This window comes from Pseudomonas sp. QLc11A (assembly GCF_052112305.1).
In the GTDB taxonomy this organism is placed as follows: domain Bacteria; phylum Pseudomonadota; class Gammaproteobacteria; order Pseudomonadales; family Pseudomonadaceae; genus Aquipseudomonas; species Aquipseudomonas laurylsulfatiphila.
On record NZ_JAVAJJ010000034.1, the window covers coordinates 1 to 13767 of the forward strand.

Consider the following 13767-nt stretch of genomic DNA (forward strand, 5'->3'; position numbering starts at 1 on the left):
GTTTTAGCGCGGGCATGACCCCTTGTGGGAGCTGGCTTGCCTGCGATGGTCGTTAACGATAACGCGGGTGAACTGGATGAACGCGGCGCACTTGAGTCCATCGCCAGCAGGCTGGCTCCTACAGTTTTAGCGCGGGCATGACCCCTTGTGGGAGCTGGCTTGCCTGCGATGGTCGTTAACGATAACGCGGGTGAACTGGATGAACGCGGCGCACTTGAGTCCATCGCCAGCAGGCTGGCTCCTACAGTTTCAGCGTGGGCACGGTCCTTTGTGGGAGCTGGCTTGCCTGCGATGGTCGTCAACGATAGCGCGGGTGAACTGGATGAGCGTGGCGCGTTTGAGACCATCGCCAGCAGGCTGGCTCCTACAGTTTCCTGCCATTGGTTTGCTACGAGTAATGGATCTCGCTCAAGTCGATCGACACCAGCAACGCCTCCTTGTTGACCTGCCCATCCGCCTTGCGCCGATAGGCTCGTCGCTTGCCCGGCATGTGCAAGCCGTCGGCCTGGACGTAGTCATAAACCAGTTGGGCAGCGGGCATGCCGCCGCTCACATCGACGTTGTAGTCGTGGCGGCGCAGCAGAAAGTCATCGCCGAAATAGAAGTCCTGGATGGCGCTATGGGTTGCGATGCTATCGGGGAAGTGCACCCGCAAATGCCGCCACAGCTCGGCGCCCTCTTGCCAGGGCTCGATTTCCTCGCTGGTTACGCCCGGCAAGGTGAACAGGAAAGGCATGGTCAGGTAGGACCACATCGCATAGCCGTTGAAGTAGGCCCGGTGCAACGGGTCCCAGGCTGTGTGTTCCCCGTGGCCCTTGAAGGATGCCCGGGGTGCCTGGCGCTCGGCAATCACCTTGCCCGCGGTATTCTCGATGGCGATCCGGTTCGGCGTATAGGTCGTGAATTGCCCCGGTGCACCGAAGGGTGTCACCGAGGCTCTTTGTTCATGCAGCCACACAGTCATCTGGCGTGGCGCGCTGTCCTGGGTCAACCCTTTCATGCCCCAGAGCGAGCCGCCGGTGACGATCGTGGCGCAGACCTTATTGAAACTGTTCCAGCGCGCCAGGCCGCCATGAGCGGTCAGTATCCGGTCCAGCAGTTCGCGATCCTGGGCAGGCATGATTGCGTCCCCTCCTCGTCCGTTAGTGCTTGCATCACTATCAGAATAATGGATAGCCGGCCGCGTGCCGGACCGGCCGATGGACAGCCGGATTGAGACGAGCGCATCGTTGGTCCGGCGTTGTCGGCGATTGACCAGTCTGTAGGAGCGAGCTTGCTCGCGATGGTCTCAAGAGCGCCGCGTTTAGCCAGAAAACAAGCGTTATCGTTAACGACCATCGCTGGCAAGCCAGCACCCACAGAAGACCGCGTCTGTAGGAGCGAGCCTGCTCGCGATGATCTCAAAAGCGCCGCGTTGAGCCAGGAAACAAGCGTTATCGTTAACGACCATCGCGAGCAAGCTCGCTCCTACAGTAGACCTGCTCGATACCGCACCAATAGTATGATAAACTGCACGCAGTCGACCATCTCGTGGAGCGCCCGATCATGGGAACCGTACGAAAAACCATCACCGTGACTGACCAGCAAGACAACTGGATCAAAGCGCAGATAGAAGCGGGCCATTACACCAACGACAGCGAATATATTCGCGATCTGATCCGTCGTGAACAGGAGCGCAGCGCTGAACTCGAAACGATTCGTGCCGCCCTTAGGGAAGGTGAATCCAGCGGAAAACCCCGCCCATTCGATCCAGCCGCATTCAAACAGAGAATGTTGACCTCGCATGGCTGAGTATCGTCTAACGCCTGCCGCAGAAGGCGACCTTGAGGCCATCTGGAGTTATACCGCTCGCCAGTGGGGCCTGGATCAGGCCAATCGCTACATTGACATCCTTACCTCAGCATTTTCGCAATTGGCCGAGCACCCGAAAAAAGCGCCGGCCTGCGACACTATCCGTCCTGGTTATCGGCGCTGCAGTGTGGAGCAGCACATGATCTATTTTCGAATCACGGCGTACGGAATTGCGATCATCAGGGTCCTTCATGATCGGATGGAAGCGCAGCGCAATCTCTAACTCTCCATTTCGCACCCCATGTAAGAACTGGACGAATGTATTGCTTCGACCAACCGCCATCGCGAGCAAGCTCGCTCCTACAGAGTCAGCAAGCCTGGGTTTGTTTGGCGGAAGGCAGCCGGAGTCGAACCTGCCCGGGAACGGATGCCGTCCCCAACCGGGTTTGAAGCCCGGCCGCGCCACCGGGCGCGATTGCCTTCCTTGAATTCCTGCCCCTGAATCAGGGCTCATTGCGCTGGGCCAACGCATTGTCCGGGCGAACCTGGCGACGATCGCCAAATCGCCGGGTCAGGCCGATGCGGTCAAAATACTCCAGTATCTGGATACTGCGCTTGCGCCCCAGGCCCACCGCATCACGAAACGCCGCCACCTGGATCACCGGGTTGGTGTCCGCCAGTTGCAACAGCATAGCCGCCAATCGGCGAATCATGCTGTCGGTATAAAACAGGTCGCGCACCACTTGATGCATCAGGCCCAGACGCGCCATTTTGCGCAGCAACCCGCGCACGGCCGCTTCCTCATGCCCCAGGTCGCGCACCCACGGCGGGTCGAATGCGGCCTGTTCGAACAGCGGCTGCAATTGCAGCCACAGGGCTTCGTCCTCTTCGCTCAAGCGCACCTGGTGCCCGGGCAGATGCAACCACGGGCCACTGCTGGCGATGTCGCCGCTGGCCAGCAACTCGTCGAGCAGGCTGATGAATGTCCCGCGTTCTTGAGTGCTGCCGGCAAATCGGCGCAAGCGATCGCGGTCCGGCCCCATCTGGTCCGGCTCCAGTTGATGAAAGCGTGCGAGCTGTTCCAGCACGGCGGCCTTCAAGGCCTGCCAACGGCTGGCACTGAACAGCAACGCGCCCTGGCGGGTGTCGATCAAGCGTACGTCGGCGGGCAACACCCAACGGCTGCGCGGTCGGTTGAACTGCCGCTCCAGTCGCTGCGGATCGAGCCCGGTGTCGCTGTGGGCCAGCAATGCCGGTAAAACATCCTCCAGCCTGGTGCTGCTTGCCAGTGCCACCAACTGCGCCAAGCGTTCGGGGCTACGGCGTTGCCGGGTCGGTGCAAACGGATCGAGTACCCGACCGCCACCCAAGGTAAGTTGGGCACTCTGGTCGCGCAGGATCAGCCGATCGCCTTTCACCGCGTGCACCGGCGTATTGAGCAGCAGTTGTGCAAACATCCGGCCACCGGGCGCCAGGCTTGCGCCTTCAAGCAGGGCGACTCTGCCGGTGACGTCCTGGGTGCCGAGGTGCACGTGCACCGGTTGAAAGTGTTCGAAGGCCCGGGATTCGCCGGCAAGCAACTGCATGTCGATGTCCAGCCGCTGGGTGGGCGCGTACAAGCCGTCGGCGAGCAACCAGTGACCGCGGTGGATGTGCTCCAGCGCCAGCCGTTCTGCACTCAGGTTCAACGCCACGCGCTGGCCGGCACAGGCGCTGTCGGCGGCCTGATTCTGTGCGTGCAGGCCGCGAATGCGCACCGGTTTGCCTTGTGGCCCCAGTAACAAGGTATCGCCTACCGCGACCTGGCCGGACAGCGCCGTGCCGGTCACCACGATACCGGCCCCGGCCACGCTGAAGGCCCGATCGATCGCCAGTCGAAAACCACCTTCGGTGTTGCGTTGCCGTACTTCACGCTGGGCTTGCAGCAATTGTTGGCGCAAGGTTTCGATGCCCTCGCCGGTCACGCTCGACAGTGCAATCAGCGGCGCATCGGCATAGGGTCCGGGCGCCAGCAAGGTACGGATCTGCTCACGCACGTCTTGCACCCTGGCGCTGTCGACCCGATCGCACTTGCTGATCGCCACCAGCGCCTGCGGGATGCCGAGCAACTCGACGATCGCCAGGTGCTCGCGGGTCTGCGGCATCACCCCGTCATCGGCGGCCACTACCAGCAACACCAGATCGATGCCCTGTGCCCCGGCCAGCATGTTGTGGGTGAAACGTTCATGGCCGGGAACGTCGATGAAACCGGTCAGTGGCGCCCCCGGCTCCAGCGCGGCATACAGGTAGCCGAGGTCGATGGTCATGCCGCGCTCACGCTCCTCCCGGCGCCGATCGCCCGCCTGCCCCGTCAGCGCCTGGAGCAGCGCCGTCTTGCCATGGTCGATGTGTCCTGCGGTGCCGACAATCACCCTGCCCGGCCCTCCACGTGCAATTGATCGAGCTGCGTCAGCCAGGCCGACTCGTCGTCCAGCTGCCGCAGGTCCAGCCACAGGGCGTCATCGTCAATGCGCCCGAGCACCGCAATCGGCAAGGCGCGAAAGGCCTCTTCCAGATTCAGCAAGGATCGCCCGCGCAAACGCTTCGACGTGAGTGGGCGAATGCGCAGCGCCGCGCTGGCCAGCCGCGCCACCGGTTGGCTGCCGCTGCCGATCATGCCCAGTGACGGCATGGCACTGACGCTCCAGCCGTCACCCAACACCTGGGCCAGCGCCGGTTGCAAGCGTTCAGCCTGGGCGATGATATCGGCCTGTGGTCGGGTCAGCAGGCGCAGGCTCGGCAAGCGCTCGGCCAGCTGGTCCGGGTTTCGGTATAGACCCAGCACCGCTTCCAGGGCGGCCAGGGTCATTTTGTCGACCCGCAGCGCACGCTTGAGCGGGTTTTTCTTGATCCTGGCGATCAGGTCCTTGCGACCGACAATCAGCCCCGCTTGCGGGCCGCCGAGCAGTTTGTCGCCACTGAAGGTCACGATGTCCGCGCCATCGAGCAGCGCCTGGCGCACCGTCGGTTCGGCGGGCAGCCCCCAGCGGGTCAAGTCCAGCAGGCTGCCGCTGCCGAGGTCCTCGAGCAGCGGCAAGCCGTGCCGGTGGGCCAGTTGCGCCAGTTCCGCGGTCGGCACGCTGGTGGTGAAGCCTTGAATGCTGTAGTTGCTCGCGTGCACCCGCATGATCAAACCGCTGCGCGGGCCGATGGCGGCCTCGTAGTCGCGGGCATGGGTGCGGTTGGTGGTGCCCACCTCGACGAGCTTTACACCGGCACGGGCCATGATGTCGGGAATGCGGAAGGCGCCGCCGATTTCAATCAGTTCGCCCCGGGAAATAATCCCCTCCTTGCGCGCCCCCAGGCTGTTGAGGGTCAGCAGTACCGCGGCGGCATTGTTGTTGACCACGGTCACCGCTTCGGCGCCGGTCAGTTCGCGGATCAAGCCTTCGATCAGGTCGTCGCGATCGCCGCGCTTGCCGCTGCGCAGGTCGAACTCAAGGTTGAGCGGATAACGCGCGGCCATTTGCACCGCCTCGATCGCCTCTTCGGGCAACAACGCCCGCCCGAGGTTGGTGTGCAGCACCGTGCCGGTGAGGTTGAACACCCGCCGCACATGGCTGCGATGCTGGATCGCCAATCGCTCGCCGACCCGGCCTGCCAGCACCTCGGCGCTGACTTCTACAGGTTCGAGCAAACCCTGCCGTGCCCCTTCGCGCAACTCATCCAGCAACAGCCGCAAGGCACCCAGCAAGGCGTCGCGTCCATGGCGCTCGGCCAGCGGCCGGCACGCCGGGTGACGCAACAGGCTGTCGATGGAAGGTAGACGCAGGGATGGGCTGGCACTGCGTGCAGACATCTGGCACTCCTGGAAACGAATGACCCTCGCGCCAGAGTGTAGACGCTGCGTTTATTCGTCTCCCGGCGCCAGCAGCAGATTCGGCGCCAGGCGCTGGTAACCGTCCTGGGCCAGGCGCATGTCGAGCATGAGGCTGGACAGGTCGGCCGACAACGCTTCGGCATCCGCATCGTTTTCCAGATAGAGCAACTTCAGATAGCTGTTGCAACCGGGGCAGACTTCGGCGCGCAACGGCGCCTGGTTGGCGGCATGGCGATCATCTTCGAGGCTGAGGTAATCCAGGCCCTTGCTCTGCTCGCAATACACGCACTTGACCCGCACCACGTGCCACTCGCAGGCACACAGCGAACAGACCAGGTAACGCAAGCCATTGTGCTTGCCGCGATGGCGGATGACCCCGGCCATGGCCGGCGAGCCACAGGCCGGGCACTGGCTGAGGCTGTCGCCGGGTGTCAGTGCCAGGTTCGGCGTACTCAACAGCCAGTGGCTCCAGGCTGTTTGCAGCGCCGCACCGAGAAACGGCACCAGCGCCGCCGGCACCAGCGAATACTGGCCGCTGACCAGTGCCACCGCCCAGGCGCGGCGTTGCCCGGCACCGGCCAGGCGCAAGGTGTCGACGGCATCGGCCACGGCGGATTGTGGCGGTGCGCCATAGCGCTGCAACAAGGCATCCAAGTAAAGCTGCCAGTCGTCTTCGCGCGCCAGGCTGTCGGCCGCAAAGGGCGGCAAGCCGTGCTGCTGGCACAATTCGATGCGCTGCCGGTCCAGAGGCTCGCCAAGCGGCGGGTCGTCCAGCACCTGTTGCTGCACCCGGCACAACCCGGCAATCAGGCGCAGGTAATCGGCCAACGGGTGCCCTTCGGCCAACGCTTCCAGGCGCTGGGCGCGCAGGCTGAACAGGTTGGGCGGTGGCAGGTACAGAAACGGCGGCGAACTGGCCGCCGCTTCGATTTCTCCAGGTTCGAGGATGGTTGGCAAATGTCAGCCCTTTTTAGTGATCGGTCGCGTAGGCGCTTCGTCGCGGGTCTCATCTTGAGTCACTTGGCGATACCAGAGTTCGTGGTGCTTCCTGGCCCAGGCGCGGCTGACCCGGCCGTGCACCATGGCGCTGACCGAGCCTTTGATCCAGATGCCGGCGTAGATGTGCACGATGATGCTCAGGATCAGCACAAACCCGGCCAGTGCATGCAGCAACATCGCCCAGCGTATCGTGGTGATGCCGAAATACTCGCTGAAGTAGGCACGCCAGATCACCAGCCCGCTGAACAACAGCACCAGCATGCACAGCAGTAAAGTCCAGAACAGCAGCTTCTGCCCGGGGTTGTATTTGCCGATGGGCGGGACACCCTCCTCTTCATTTTTCATCACCCGGTCGATGCGCCTGAGCCACAGGCGATCGTTGGCGATGAAGTAGTTGGCACGCCAGAAGCGAAACACCAGGCCAAGGAACAGCAGGAACATCAGCACGCCCATGAACGGGTGCAGGATGCGTGTCCATGGTCCGCCGCCGAACAGGTTGCTCAGCCAGAACAGCGCCGGATGGAACAGCGCCAGCCCGGACAGCCCCGCCATGAGGAACAGAATCGCCACCAGCCAATGATTGGTGCGCTGGTTGCTGGTGTAGCGCAGGATCGTCTTGTCGCTCATGGCCTGCCCTCCCCACGGGGATCGAAGGTATGCACCGACGGATCGACTTCGTGCACGGCGTTGTCCGGCGGCTCGGGATGTTCATCCTCTTCGACGATTTGCGGGCCGACCCGCACGTAGTGGAAGAACCCGGCCAGCACCGCCGCGCCCATGGCCAGCAGCGCCAGGGGTTTACTGATGCCTTTCCACAGCCCCACCAACGGGCTGATCGCCGGGTGATCGGGCAAGCCGGCGTACAACCTTGGCGTGTCGGCATGGTGCAGCACGTACATCACGTGGGTGCCGCCGACGCCTTCGGGGTCGTACAGGCCGGCGTTTTCAAAGCCTCGGCTTTTCAGATCGACGATGCGTTCGGCTGCGTGCTCCTTCATGTCGTCCTTGGAACCGAACACGATGGCGCCCGTCGGGCAGGTTTTCACACAGGCCGGTTCCAGTCCGACCGCCACCCGGTCCGAGCACAGGGTGCACTTGTAGGCCTTGTGATCCTTTTGCGAGATCCGTGGAATGTTGAACGGACACCCGGTAATGCAGTAACCGCAGCCGATGCAGTGGTCCTGATCGAAATCGACGATGCCGTTGGCGTGCTTGATGATCGCCCCGGGGCTGGGGCATGCCGCCAGGCAACCGGGCTCGGCGCAGTGCATGCAGCCGTCCTTGCGGATCAGCCACTCCAGGTTGCCAGCGTCGGTCTCGTGCTCGGTGAAGCGCATCAGCGTCCAGGTTTCCGCGCTGAGGTCCTGCGGGTTGTCGTAGGTGCCGTGGTTATGGCCGACCTCATCGCGCAGCTCGTTCCATTCCGAGCAGGCAACCTGGCAGGCCTTGCAGCCAATGCATTTGGTGGTATCGATCAGCTTGGCGACTTCCTCCATGCCGCGCACCGAGGGCGCGGGCGTGGTGGTGGCCGAGCGGGCAATGATGTCTTGGCTGGCCATTTAGACTTTCTCCACGTTGACCAGGAATGACTTGGATTCCGGGGTCTGTGTGTTGCCATCGCCGAGGAACGGCACCAGGGTGTTGGTCAGGTAACCGTGCCGCGTGAGCCCGGTAAAGCCCCAGTGCAGCGGAATGCCGATCTGGTGCACCACCTGGTTGTTGACCTGCAGCGGACGAATCCGCTTGGTCACCACCGCCACCGCTTCGATGAAGCCACGCTTGCTGCTGACCCGTACCTTATCGCCTGCGACTATGCCTTTTTCCTTGGCCAGCACTTCGCCGATCTCGACGAATTGCTCCGGTTGGGTAATTGCGTTGAGCTTGCAATGCTTGCTCCAGAAGTGGAAATGCTCGGTCAGCCGGTAACTGGTGGCGGCGTACGGGTAATCCTTGGCCACGCCGAGGGTCTCCCACACCGAATCGAAGATCCGTGCTGCCGGGTTGCTGGTGGCTTTCTTGTTTTGCGGGTGCAGCGGATTGATGCCGATCGGGGTTTCGAACGGCTCGTAGTGCTCGGGAAACGGGCCTTCGTTCATCTTGTCGACGGCGAAGAATCGCGCCACGCCTTCGGGGTTCATGATGAACGGGTTCATCCCGGCTTCCGGCGGTACGTCGGCCTTGTAGTCCGGCACATCGGTGCCGGCCCAGGCTTTGCCGTTCCACCACACCAGGCGTTTTTTCGGATCCCACGGCTTGCCCTGCGGGTCCGCCGAGGCGCGGTTGTAGAGAATCCGCCGGTTGGCCGGCCAGGCCCAGGCCCAGCCCTGATGCTGGTGCATGCCGTACGGGTCGTTATTGTCGCGGCGGGCCATCTGGTTTCCCAGTTCGGTCCAGCTGCCACAGAAAATCCAGCAACCGGAGGCCGTACTGCCGTCATCCTTGAGCTGGCCGAAACCGGCCAGTTGCGCGTTGGCCTTGATCGCCGCGCCGGTGGCGTCGGTGAAGTCGGTCGTCGCCGAGCCGTTGATTTCCTTGGCCAGCTCCTCCGGCGAAGGTTCGTCGGCAATCTTGTACGGCCACGTCAACTTGAGCAGCGGGTCGGGATACGCGCCACCATTGGCCTGATAACGCTGGCGCAGACGCAGGAACAATTCGCTCATGATCCGCACGTCGGTGCGCGCTTCGCCAGGGCCGTCGGCGCCTTTCCAGTGCCATTGCAGCCAGCGGCTGCTGTTGACCAGCGAACCGTCTTCCTCGGCAAAACAGGTGGTGGGCAGTCGGATCACTTCGGTCTGGATGTCGGCGCTGTTCACGTCGTTGTACGGCCCGACTTTTTGCCAGAACTCGGAAGTTTCTGTGGCCAGTGGGTCCATCACCACCAGCCATTTCAGCTTGGCCAGTGCCGCCATCACGCGGTTTTTATCGGGCAGCGCGGCGATAGGGTTGAAGCCCTGGCACATGTAGCCGTTTACCTTGCCTTGCCCCATCAGGTCGAACACCTTGAGGATGTCGTATTGAGGGATGTCCAGTTTCGGCAAGTACTCGTACGCCCAGTTGTTCTCGGCGGTGGCGTTGGCGCCGTACCAGGATTTCATCAGGCTGACGTGGAACTTGCTGTAGTTCTGCCAGTAGGACAGTTGCCCCGGCCGCAACGGTTTCTGCGTGCGCTTGACGATGTAGGCGTTGTAATCCTGTTCGGCATCGCCAGGTAGCGTGAGGTAGCCCGGCAGTGAGTTGGACAACAGCCCCAGGTCGGTCAGCCCCTGGATGTTGGAGTGCCCGCGCAAGGCGTTCACGCCGCCACCCGGCATGCCGACGTTGCCCAGCAGCAGTTGCACCATCGCCGCGCTGCGGATCATCTGGGCGCCAACCGAGTGCTGGGTCCAGCCCAGCGCATAGAGGATGGTCATGGTCTTGCCCGGTTGCGAGCAAGTGGCGATTTCCTCCCAGATTTTCTGCATGGCATCGACCGGCATGCCGCAGATCTGGCTCGCCAGTTCCCGGGTGTAACGGCTGTAATGCTGCTTCATCAACTGATAAACGCAGTGCGGATCCTGCAGGGTCGGGTCGACCTTGGCAAAACCGTCTTCACCGAGCTCATAGCCCCAACCGGACTTGTCGGTGTAGAGACGCTTGGCCGCGTCGTAGCCGCTGAAAATCCCGTCCTCGAAGCCATAGCCGGCTTTGACGATGAACGACACGTCGGTGTAGTTGCGCACGTACTCGTGCTGGATCTTGTCCTCGGTCAGCAGGTAGTTGATCAGCCCGCCCATGAAGGCGATGTCGGTGCCGGTACGGATCGGCGCGTAATAGTCGGCCACCGAGGCCGTGCGGGTAAAACGCGGGTCGACCACGATCAGCCGCGCCTTGTTGTGTGCCTTGGCTTCGGTCACCCATTTGAAGCCGCACGGGTGCGCTTCTGCTGCGTTGCCGCCCATCACCAGAACCAGATTCGCGTTGGCGATATCGGTCCAGGTATTGGTCATGGCACCACGGCCGTACGTCGGGGCAAGACTTGCCACCGTCGGGCCGTGTCAGACACGCGCCTGGTTATCGAACCCCAGCATGCCGAGGCTGCGCACCACCTTGTGGGTGATGTAGCCCGCTTCATTGGACGCCGCCGATGCCGCGAGGAAGCCAGTGGTCAGCCAGCGGTTCACCGTTTGCCCCTGGGCGTTCTTCTCGATGAAGTTGGCGTCGCGGTCGGCCTTCATCAGGTCGGCGACGCGATCGAGGGCTTCATCCCAGGAGATGCGCGTCCACTCGGTGCTGCCGGGCTTGCGCACCTGCGGGTATTGCAGGCGGCCGGGACTGTGAATGAAATCCAGCAGGCCCGCGCCTTTGGGGCACAGGGTGCCGCGGTTGACCGGGTGGTCGGCGTCACCTTCGATGTGGATGATGTTTTGCGCGACATTCTTTGCCGCATCGCCCTGGCTGTACATGATCAAGCCGCAACCGACCGAGCAATACGGGCAGGTGTTGCGGGTTTCATGGGTGTGGGCGAGCTTGAAATGACGCACCTGTTCGGCAAAGGCAAGCGCCGGGGCCATGCCCAACGCACCCAGGCTAGAGCCTGCAAGGCCGATACCGGCGACCTTGAAGAACTGACGACGGCTGAGATCCATCGTGCACTCCTGATCAGGTGGAACCCGGTACATGGCCGGGCTTTTTCGAACAACCACGGTCGCGGCAGTCTGGCTGCCGACAGTTGAACTTTAGTCAATGCTGTCGAATCTGCGATGAAACCCGACCGTCGGGCGTTAGTCGGCGCTCCCGGCTATTGGCACAAAACCTGTGGGAGCGGGCTTGCCCGCGAAGGCGTAGTGTCAGCCAACACTCATGCTGGATCTGCCGGCCCCTTCACGGGCAAGCCCGCTCCCACAGGGGGGTGTGGTGTCAGTCATCGCGAGCAAGCTCGCTCCTGCAGGGATTGGCGCTTATCATGGCCGGCATGATTAACCGGCCTTTACGAGATTTGCGCATGACTTTCGATTTTGATCAGGTGTTCGACCGCCACAATACCGGCAGTACCAAGTGGAGCCGCTACCCGGCGGACGTGTTGCCGATGTGGGTCGCCGACATGGATTTCGCCGCGCCGCCGGTGATCATCCAGGCCCTGCAAAAACGACTGGAACACCCGATGGTCGGTTACAGCGTGGCCCAGGATGATCTGCGCGAGGCTATCGTGGCCGACCTCTGGAACAAATACGTCTGGCGTGTCGAGCCCCAGGAGCTGATTTTCCTGCCGGGCGTCGAGTCGGGCTTCAACATGGCGTTGAAGGCCCTGGTGCAGGCGCCACAGAACGTCGTTGTGCAGGTGCCGAACTACCCGCCGCTGCGCCACGCCCCCGGACATTGGGGCCTGAACAAGGTCGAGCTGAATTTCGAAGCGCAGGCCGATGGCACCTACAGCACGCCGCTGGACACCCTGAGCCAGTCGCTGCAAGGGGGTGGCGCACTGCTGCTGAGCAACCCGCACAACCCGCTGGGCAAGGCTTTCCCCCGCGCAGAGCTGCAAGCCATTGCCGACATTTGCCTCGAGCATGATGCCTGGATCATTTCCGACGAGATCCACGCCGAGTTGTGCTTCGACGGCCGCCAGCACATTCCGATGGCCACGCTGAGCCCGCAAGTCGCCCAGCGCACCATCACGCTGATGTCGGCGAGCAAGGCCTACAACATCGCCGGCCTGAAGACCTCGTTCATGATCATCCAGGACCGCCACCTGCGCGAGAAGGTCAACCACGCCCGTTGCGGCATGGTCGACAGCGTCAATCCGCTGGGCATGGAAGCCACCCGCGTCGCCTACAGCGAAGCTGCGCCATGGCTGGCCGAACTGAAGGTCTACCTGCAAGGCAACCGCGATTTTCTCGCCGAAGCGGTACGCACCCGCCTGCCGGGCATCACCATGAACCTGCCGCAAAGCACCTACCTGGCGTGGCTCGACTGCACGGCACTGGGGCTGGACGACCCGCAGCAGTTTTTCCTGGAACAGGCCAGGGTCGGCTTGAGCGCCGGCCTGGACTTCGGCGATGACTGCAAGCAGTTCGTGCGCCTGAATTTCGGCTGCCCACGCTCGCTGCTTGAAGAAGGCATCGCGCGGATGGAGCGCAGCTTGCGCCACCTCAAGGCCTGATCCAACCCCTCGACAACAACCCGGATCCCTGTGGGAGCGGGCTTGCCCGCGATGAACGCCAGCGCAACGCGTTTATTCAGACAGAACGCGTTATCGTTTACGTCCATCGCGAGCAAGCTCGCTCCTACAGGTAATCTGCGTCGCGCGGATGGAGCGCAGTTTGCGCCATCTCAAGGCCTGATCCGCCCTCAACAACAACCCGGATCCCTGTGGGAGCGGGCTTGCCCGCGATCAACGCCAGCGCAACGCGTTTATTCAGACAGAACGCGTTATCGTTTACGTCCATCGCGAGCAAGCTCGCTCCTACAGGTAATCTGCGTCGCGCGGATGGAGCGCAGTTTGTGCCATCTCAAGGCCTGATCCGCCCTCAACAACCACCCGGATCCCTGTAGGAGCGAGCTTGCTCGCGATGAACGCCAGCGCAACGCGTTTATTCAGACAGTACGCGTTATCGTTTACGTCCATCGCGAGCAAGCTCGCTCCTACAAGTCATCTGCATCGCGCGGATGGAGCGCAGCTTGCGCCACCTCAAGGCCTGATCCGCCCTCAACAACCACCCGGATCCCTGTGGGAGCGGGCTTGCCCGCGATGAACGCCAGCGCAACGCGTTTATTCAGACAGAACGCGTTATCGTTGACGTCCATCGCGAGCAAGCTCGCTCCTACAGGTAATCTGCGTCGCGCGGATGGAGCGCAGTTTGCGCCATCTCAAGGCCTGATCCGCCCTCAACAACCACCCGGATCCCTGTGGGAGCGGGCTTGCCCGCGATGAACGCCAGCGCAACGCGTTTATTCAGACAGAACGCGTTATCGTTTACGTCCATCGCGAGCAAGCTCGCTCCTACAAGTCATCTGTATCGCGCGGATGGAGCGCAGCTTGCGCCATCTCAAGGCCTGATCCAGCCCCTCGACAACCACCCGGATCCCTGTGGGAGCGGGCTTGCCCGCGATGAACGCCAGCGCAACGCGTTTATTCAGACAGA

The 13767-nt window shown here is 62.6% G+C and carries 11 protein-coding genes and 1 tRNA gene; 3 read left to right on the forward strand and 9 right to left on the reverse strand.

All coding sequences use genetic code 11. The features are described from left to right. Positions 1 to 388: 388 nt before the first annotated feature. The gene (locus Q8X48_RS29545; protein WP_407802635.1) at positions 389 to 1120 is read right to left on the reverse strand and encodes a hypothetical protein; all 732 of its coding nucleotides are present in this window, start codon (positions 1118 to 1120) and stop codon (positions 389 to 391) included. Between the two features lie 425 nt (positions 1121 to 1545). Here Q8X48_RS29545 and Q8X48_RS29550 point away from each other — a divergent pair, with 425 nt between their 5' ends. Both Q8X48_RS29550 and Q8X48_RS29555 read left to right on the forward strand, forming a co-directional pair. Then, the gene (locus Q8X48_RS29550) at positions 1546 to 1791 is read left to right on the forward strand and encodes a type II toxin-antitoxin system ParD family antitoxin (protein WP_407802636.1); all 246 of its coding nucleotides are present in this window, start codon (positions 1546 to 1548) and stop codon (positions 1789 to 1791) included. Further along, positions 1784 to 2074, forward strand: coding sequence for a type II toxin-antitoxin system RelE/ParE family toxin (locus tag Q8X48_RS29555; protein ID WP_407802637.1), 291 nt, complete (start codon positions 1784 to 1786; stop codon positions 2072 to 2074). Before Q8X48_RS29550 ends, Q8X48_RS29555 begins: the two co-directional genes overlap by 8 nt. A gap of 105 nt (positions 2075 to 2179) precedes the next feature. Here Q8X48_RS29555 and Q8X48_RS29560 read toward each other — a convergent pair. From Q8X48_RS29560 to fdnG, 7 genes are all read right to left on the reverse strand, one after another. Further along, positions 2180 to 2275: transfer RNA gene (locus Q8X48_RS29560), tRNA-Sec, on the reverse strand. A 19-nt stretch (positions 2276 to 2294) separates the two neighbouring features. Further along, entirely contained in the window at positions 2295 to 4202 is a 1908-nt protein-coding gene (gene selB, locus Q8X48_RS29565) for a selenocysteine-specific translation elongation factor (RefSeq protein WP_407802638.1), read from the reverse strand. Continuing rightward, complete coding sequence (gene selA, locus Q8X48_RS29570; RefSeq protein WP_407802639.1) at positions 4199 to 5629, reverse strand: L-seryl-tRNA(Sec) selenium transferase; 1431 nt, start codon at positions 5627 to 5629, stop codon at positions 4199 to 4201. The genes selB and selA overlap by 4 nt, the downstream gene beginning before the upstream one ends. Before the next feature lie 51 nt (positions 5630 to 5680). After that, positions 5681 to 6607, reverse strand: coding sequence for a formate dehydrogenase accessory protein FdhE (fdhE, locus tag Q8X48_RS29575; RefSeq protein ID WP_407802640.1), 927 nt, complete (start codon positions 6605 to 6607; stop codon positions 5681 to 5683). A gap of 3 nt (positions 6608 to 6610) precedes the next feature. Then, the gene (locus tag Q8X48_RS29580) at positions 6611 to 7276 is read right to left on the reverse strand and encodes a formate dehydrogenase subunit gamma (RefSeq protein WP_407802641.1); all 666 of its coding nucleotides are present in this window, start codon (positions 7274 to 7276) and stop codon (positions 6611 to 6613) included. Beyond that, the gene (fdxH, locus tag Q8X48_RS29585; protein ID WP_102701380.1) at positions 7273 to 8208 is read right to left on the reverse strand and encodes a formate dehydrogenase subunit beta; all 936 of its coding nucleotides are present in this window, start codon (positions 8206 to 8208) and stop codon (positions 7273 to 7275) included. Before fdxH ends, Q8X48_RS29580 begins: the two co-directional genes overlap by 4 nt. Further along, positions 8209 to 11274 carry a formate dehydrogenase-N subunit alpha gene (gene fdnG / locus Q8X48_RS29590; protein ID WP_407802642.1) on the reverse strand — a complete coding sequence of 1022 codons (3066 nt, stop codon included), beginning with the start codon at positions 11272 to 11274 and terminating at the stop codon, positions 8209 to 8211. A 356-nt stretch (positions 11275 to 11630) separates the two neighbouring features. Here fdnG and Q8X48_RS29595 point away from each other — a divergent pair, with 356 nt between their 5' ends. Continuing rightward, entirely contained in the window at positions 11631 to 12785 is a 1155-nt protein-coding gene (locus tag Q8X48_RS29595) for a MalY/PatB family protein (RefSeq protein WP_407802643.1), read from the forward strand. Between the two features lie 482 nt (positions 12786 to 13267). Here the strand turns inward: Q8X48_RS29595 and Q8X48_RS29600 are convergent, their stop codons facing one another. Next, a complete protein-coding gene (locus tag Q8X48_RS29600; protein WP_407802644.1) occupies positions 13268 to 13429 on the reverse strand; it encodes a hypothetical protein in 162 nt (53 codons plus the stop codon). Positions 13430 to 13767 lie beyond the last annotated feature (338 nt).

What these genes read in the sequence shown, in the direction of transcription:
- Q8X48_RS29545 (WP_407802635.1), bottom strand. Translation starts at nt 1,120, where the DNA reads ATGCCTGCCCAGGATCGCGAACTGCTGGACCGGATACTGACCGCTCAT.
- Q8X48_RS29550 (WP_407802636.1), top strand. Translation starts at nt 1,546, where the DNA reads ATGGGAACCGTACGAAAAACCATCACCGTGACTGACCAGCAAGACAAC.
- Q8X48_RS29555 (WP_407802637.1), top strand. Translation starts at nt 1,784, where the DNA reads ATGGCTGAGTATCGTCTAACGCCTGCCGCAGAAGGCGACCTTGAGGCC.
- selA (WP_407802639.1), bottom strand. Translation starts at nt 5,629, where the DNA reads ATGTCTGCACGCAGTGCCAGCCCATCCCTGCGTCTACCTTCCATCGAC.
- Q8X48_RS29580 (WP_407802641.1), bottom strand. Translation starts at nt 7,276, where the DNA reads ATGAGCGACAAGACGATCCTGCGCTACACCAGCAACCAGCGCACCAAT.
- fdxH (WP_102701380.1), bottom strand. Translation starts at nt 8,208, where the DNA reads ATGGCCAGCCAAGACATCATTGCCCGCTCGGCCACCACCACGCCCGCG.
- Q8X48_RS29595 (WP_407802643.1), top strand. Translation starts at nt 11,631, where the DNA reads ATGACTTTCGATTTTGATCAGGTGTTCGACCGCCACAATACCGGCAGT.
- Q8X48_RS29600 (WP_407802644.1), bottom strand. Translation starts at nt 13,429, where the DNA reads ATGGACGTCAACGATAACGCGTTCTGTCTGAATAAACGCGTTGCGCTG.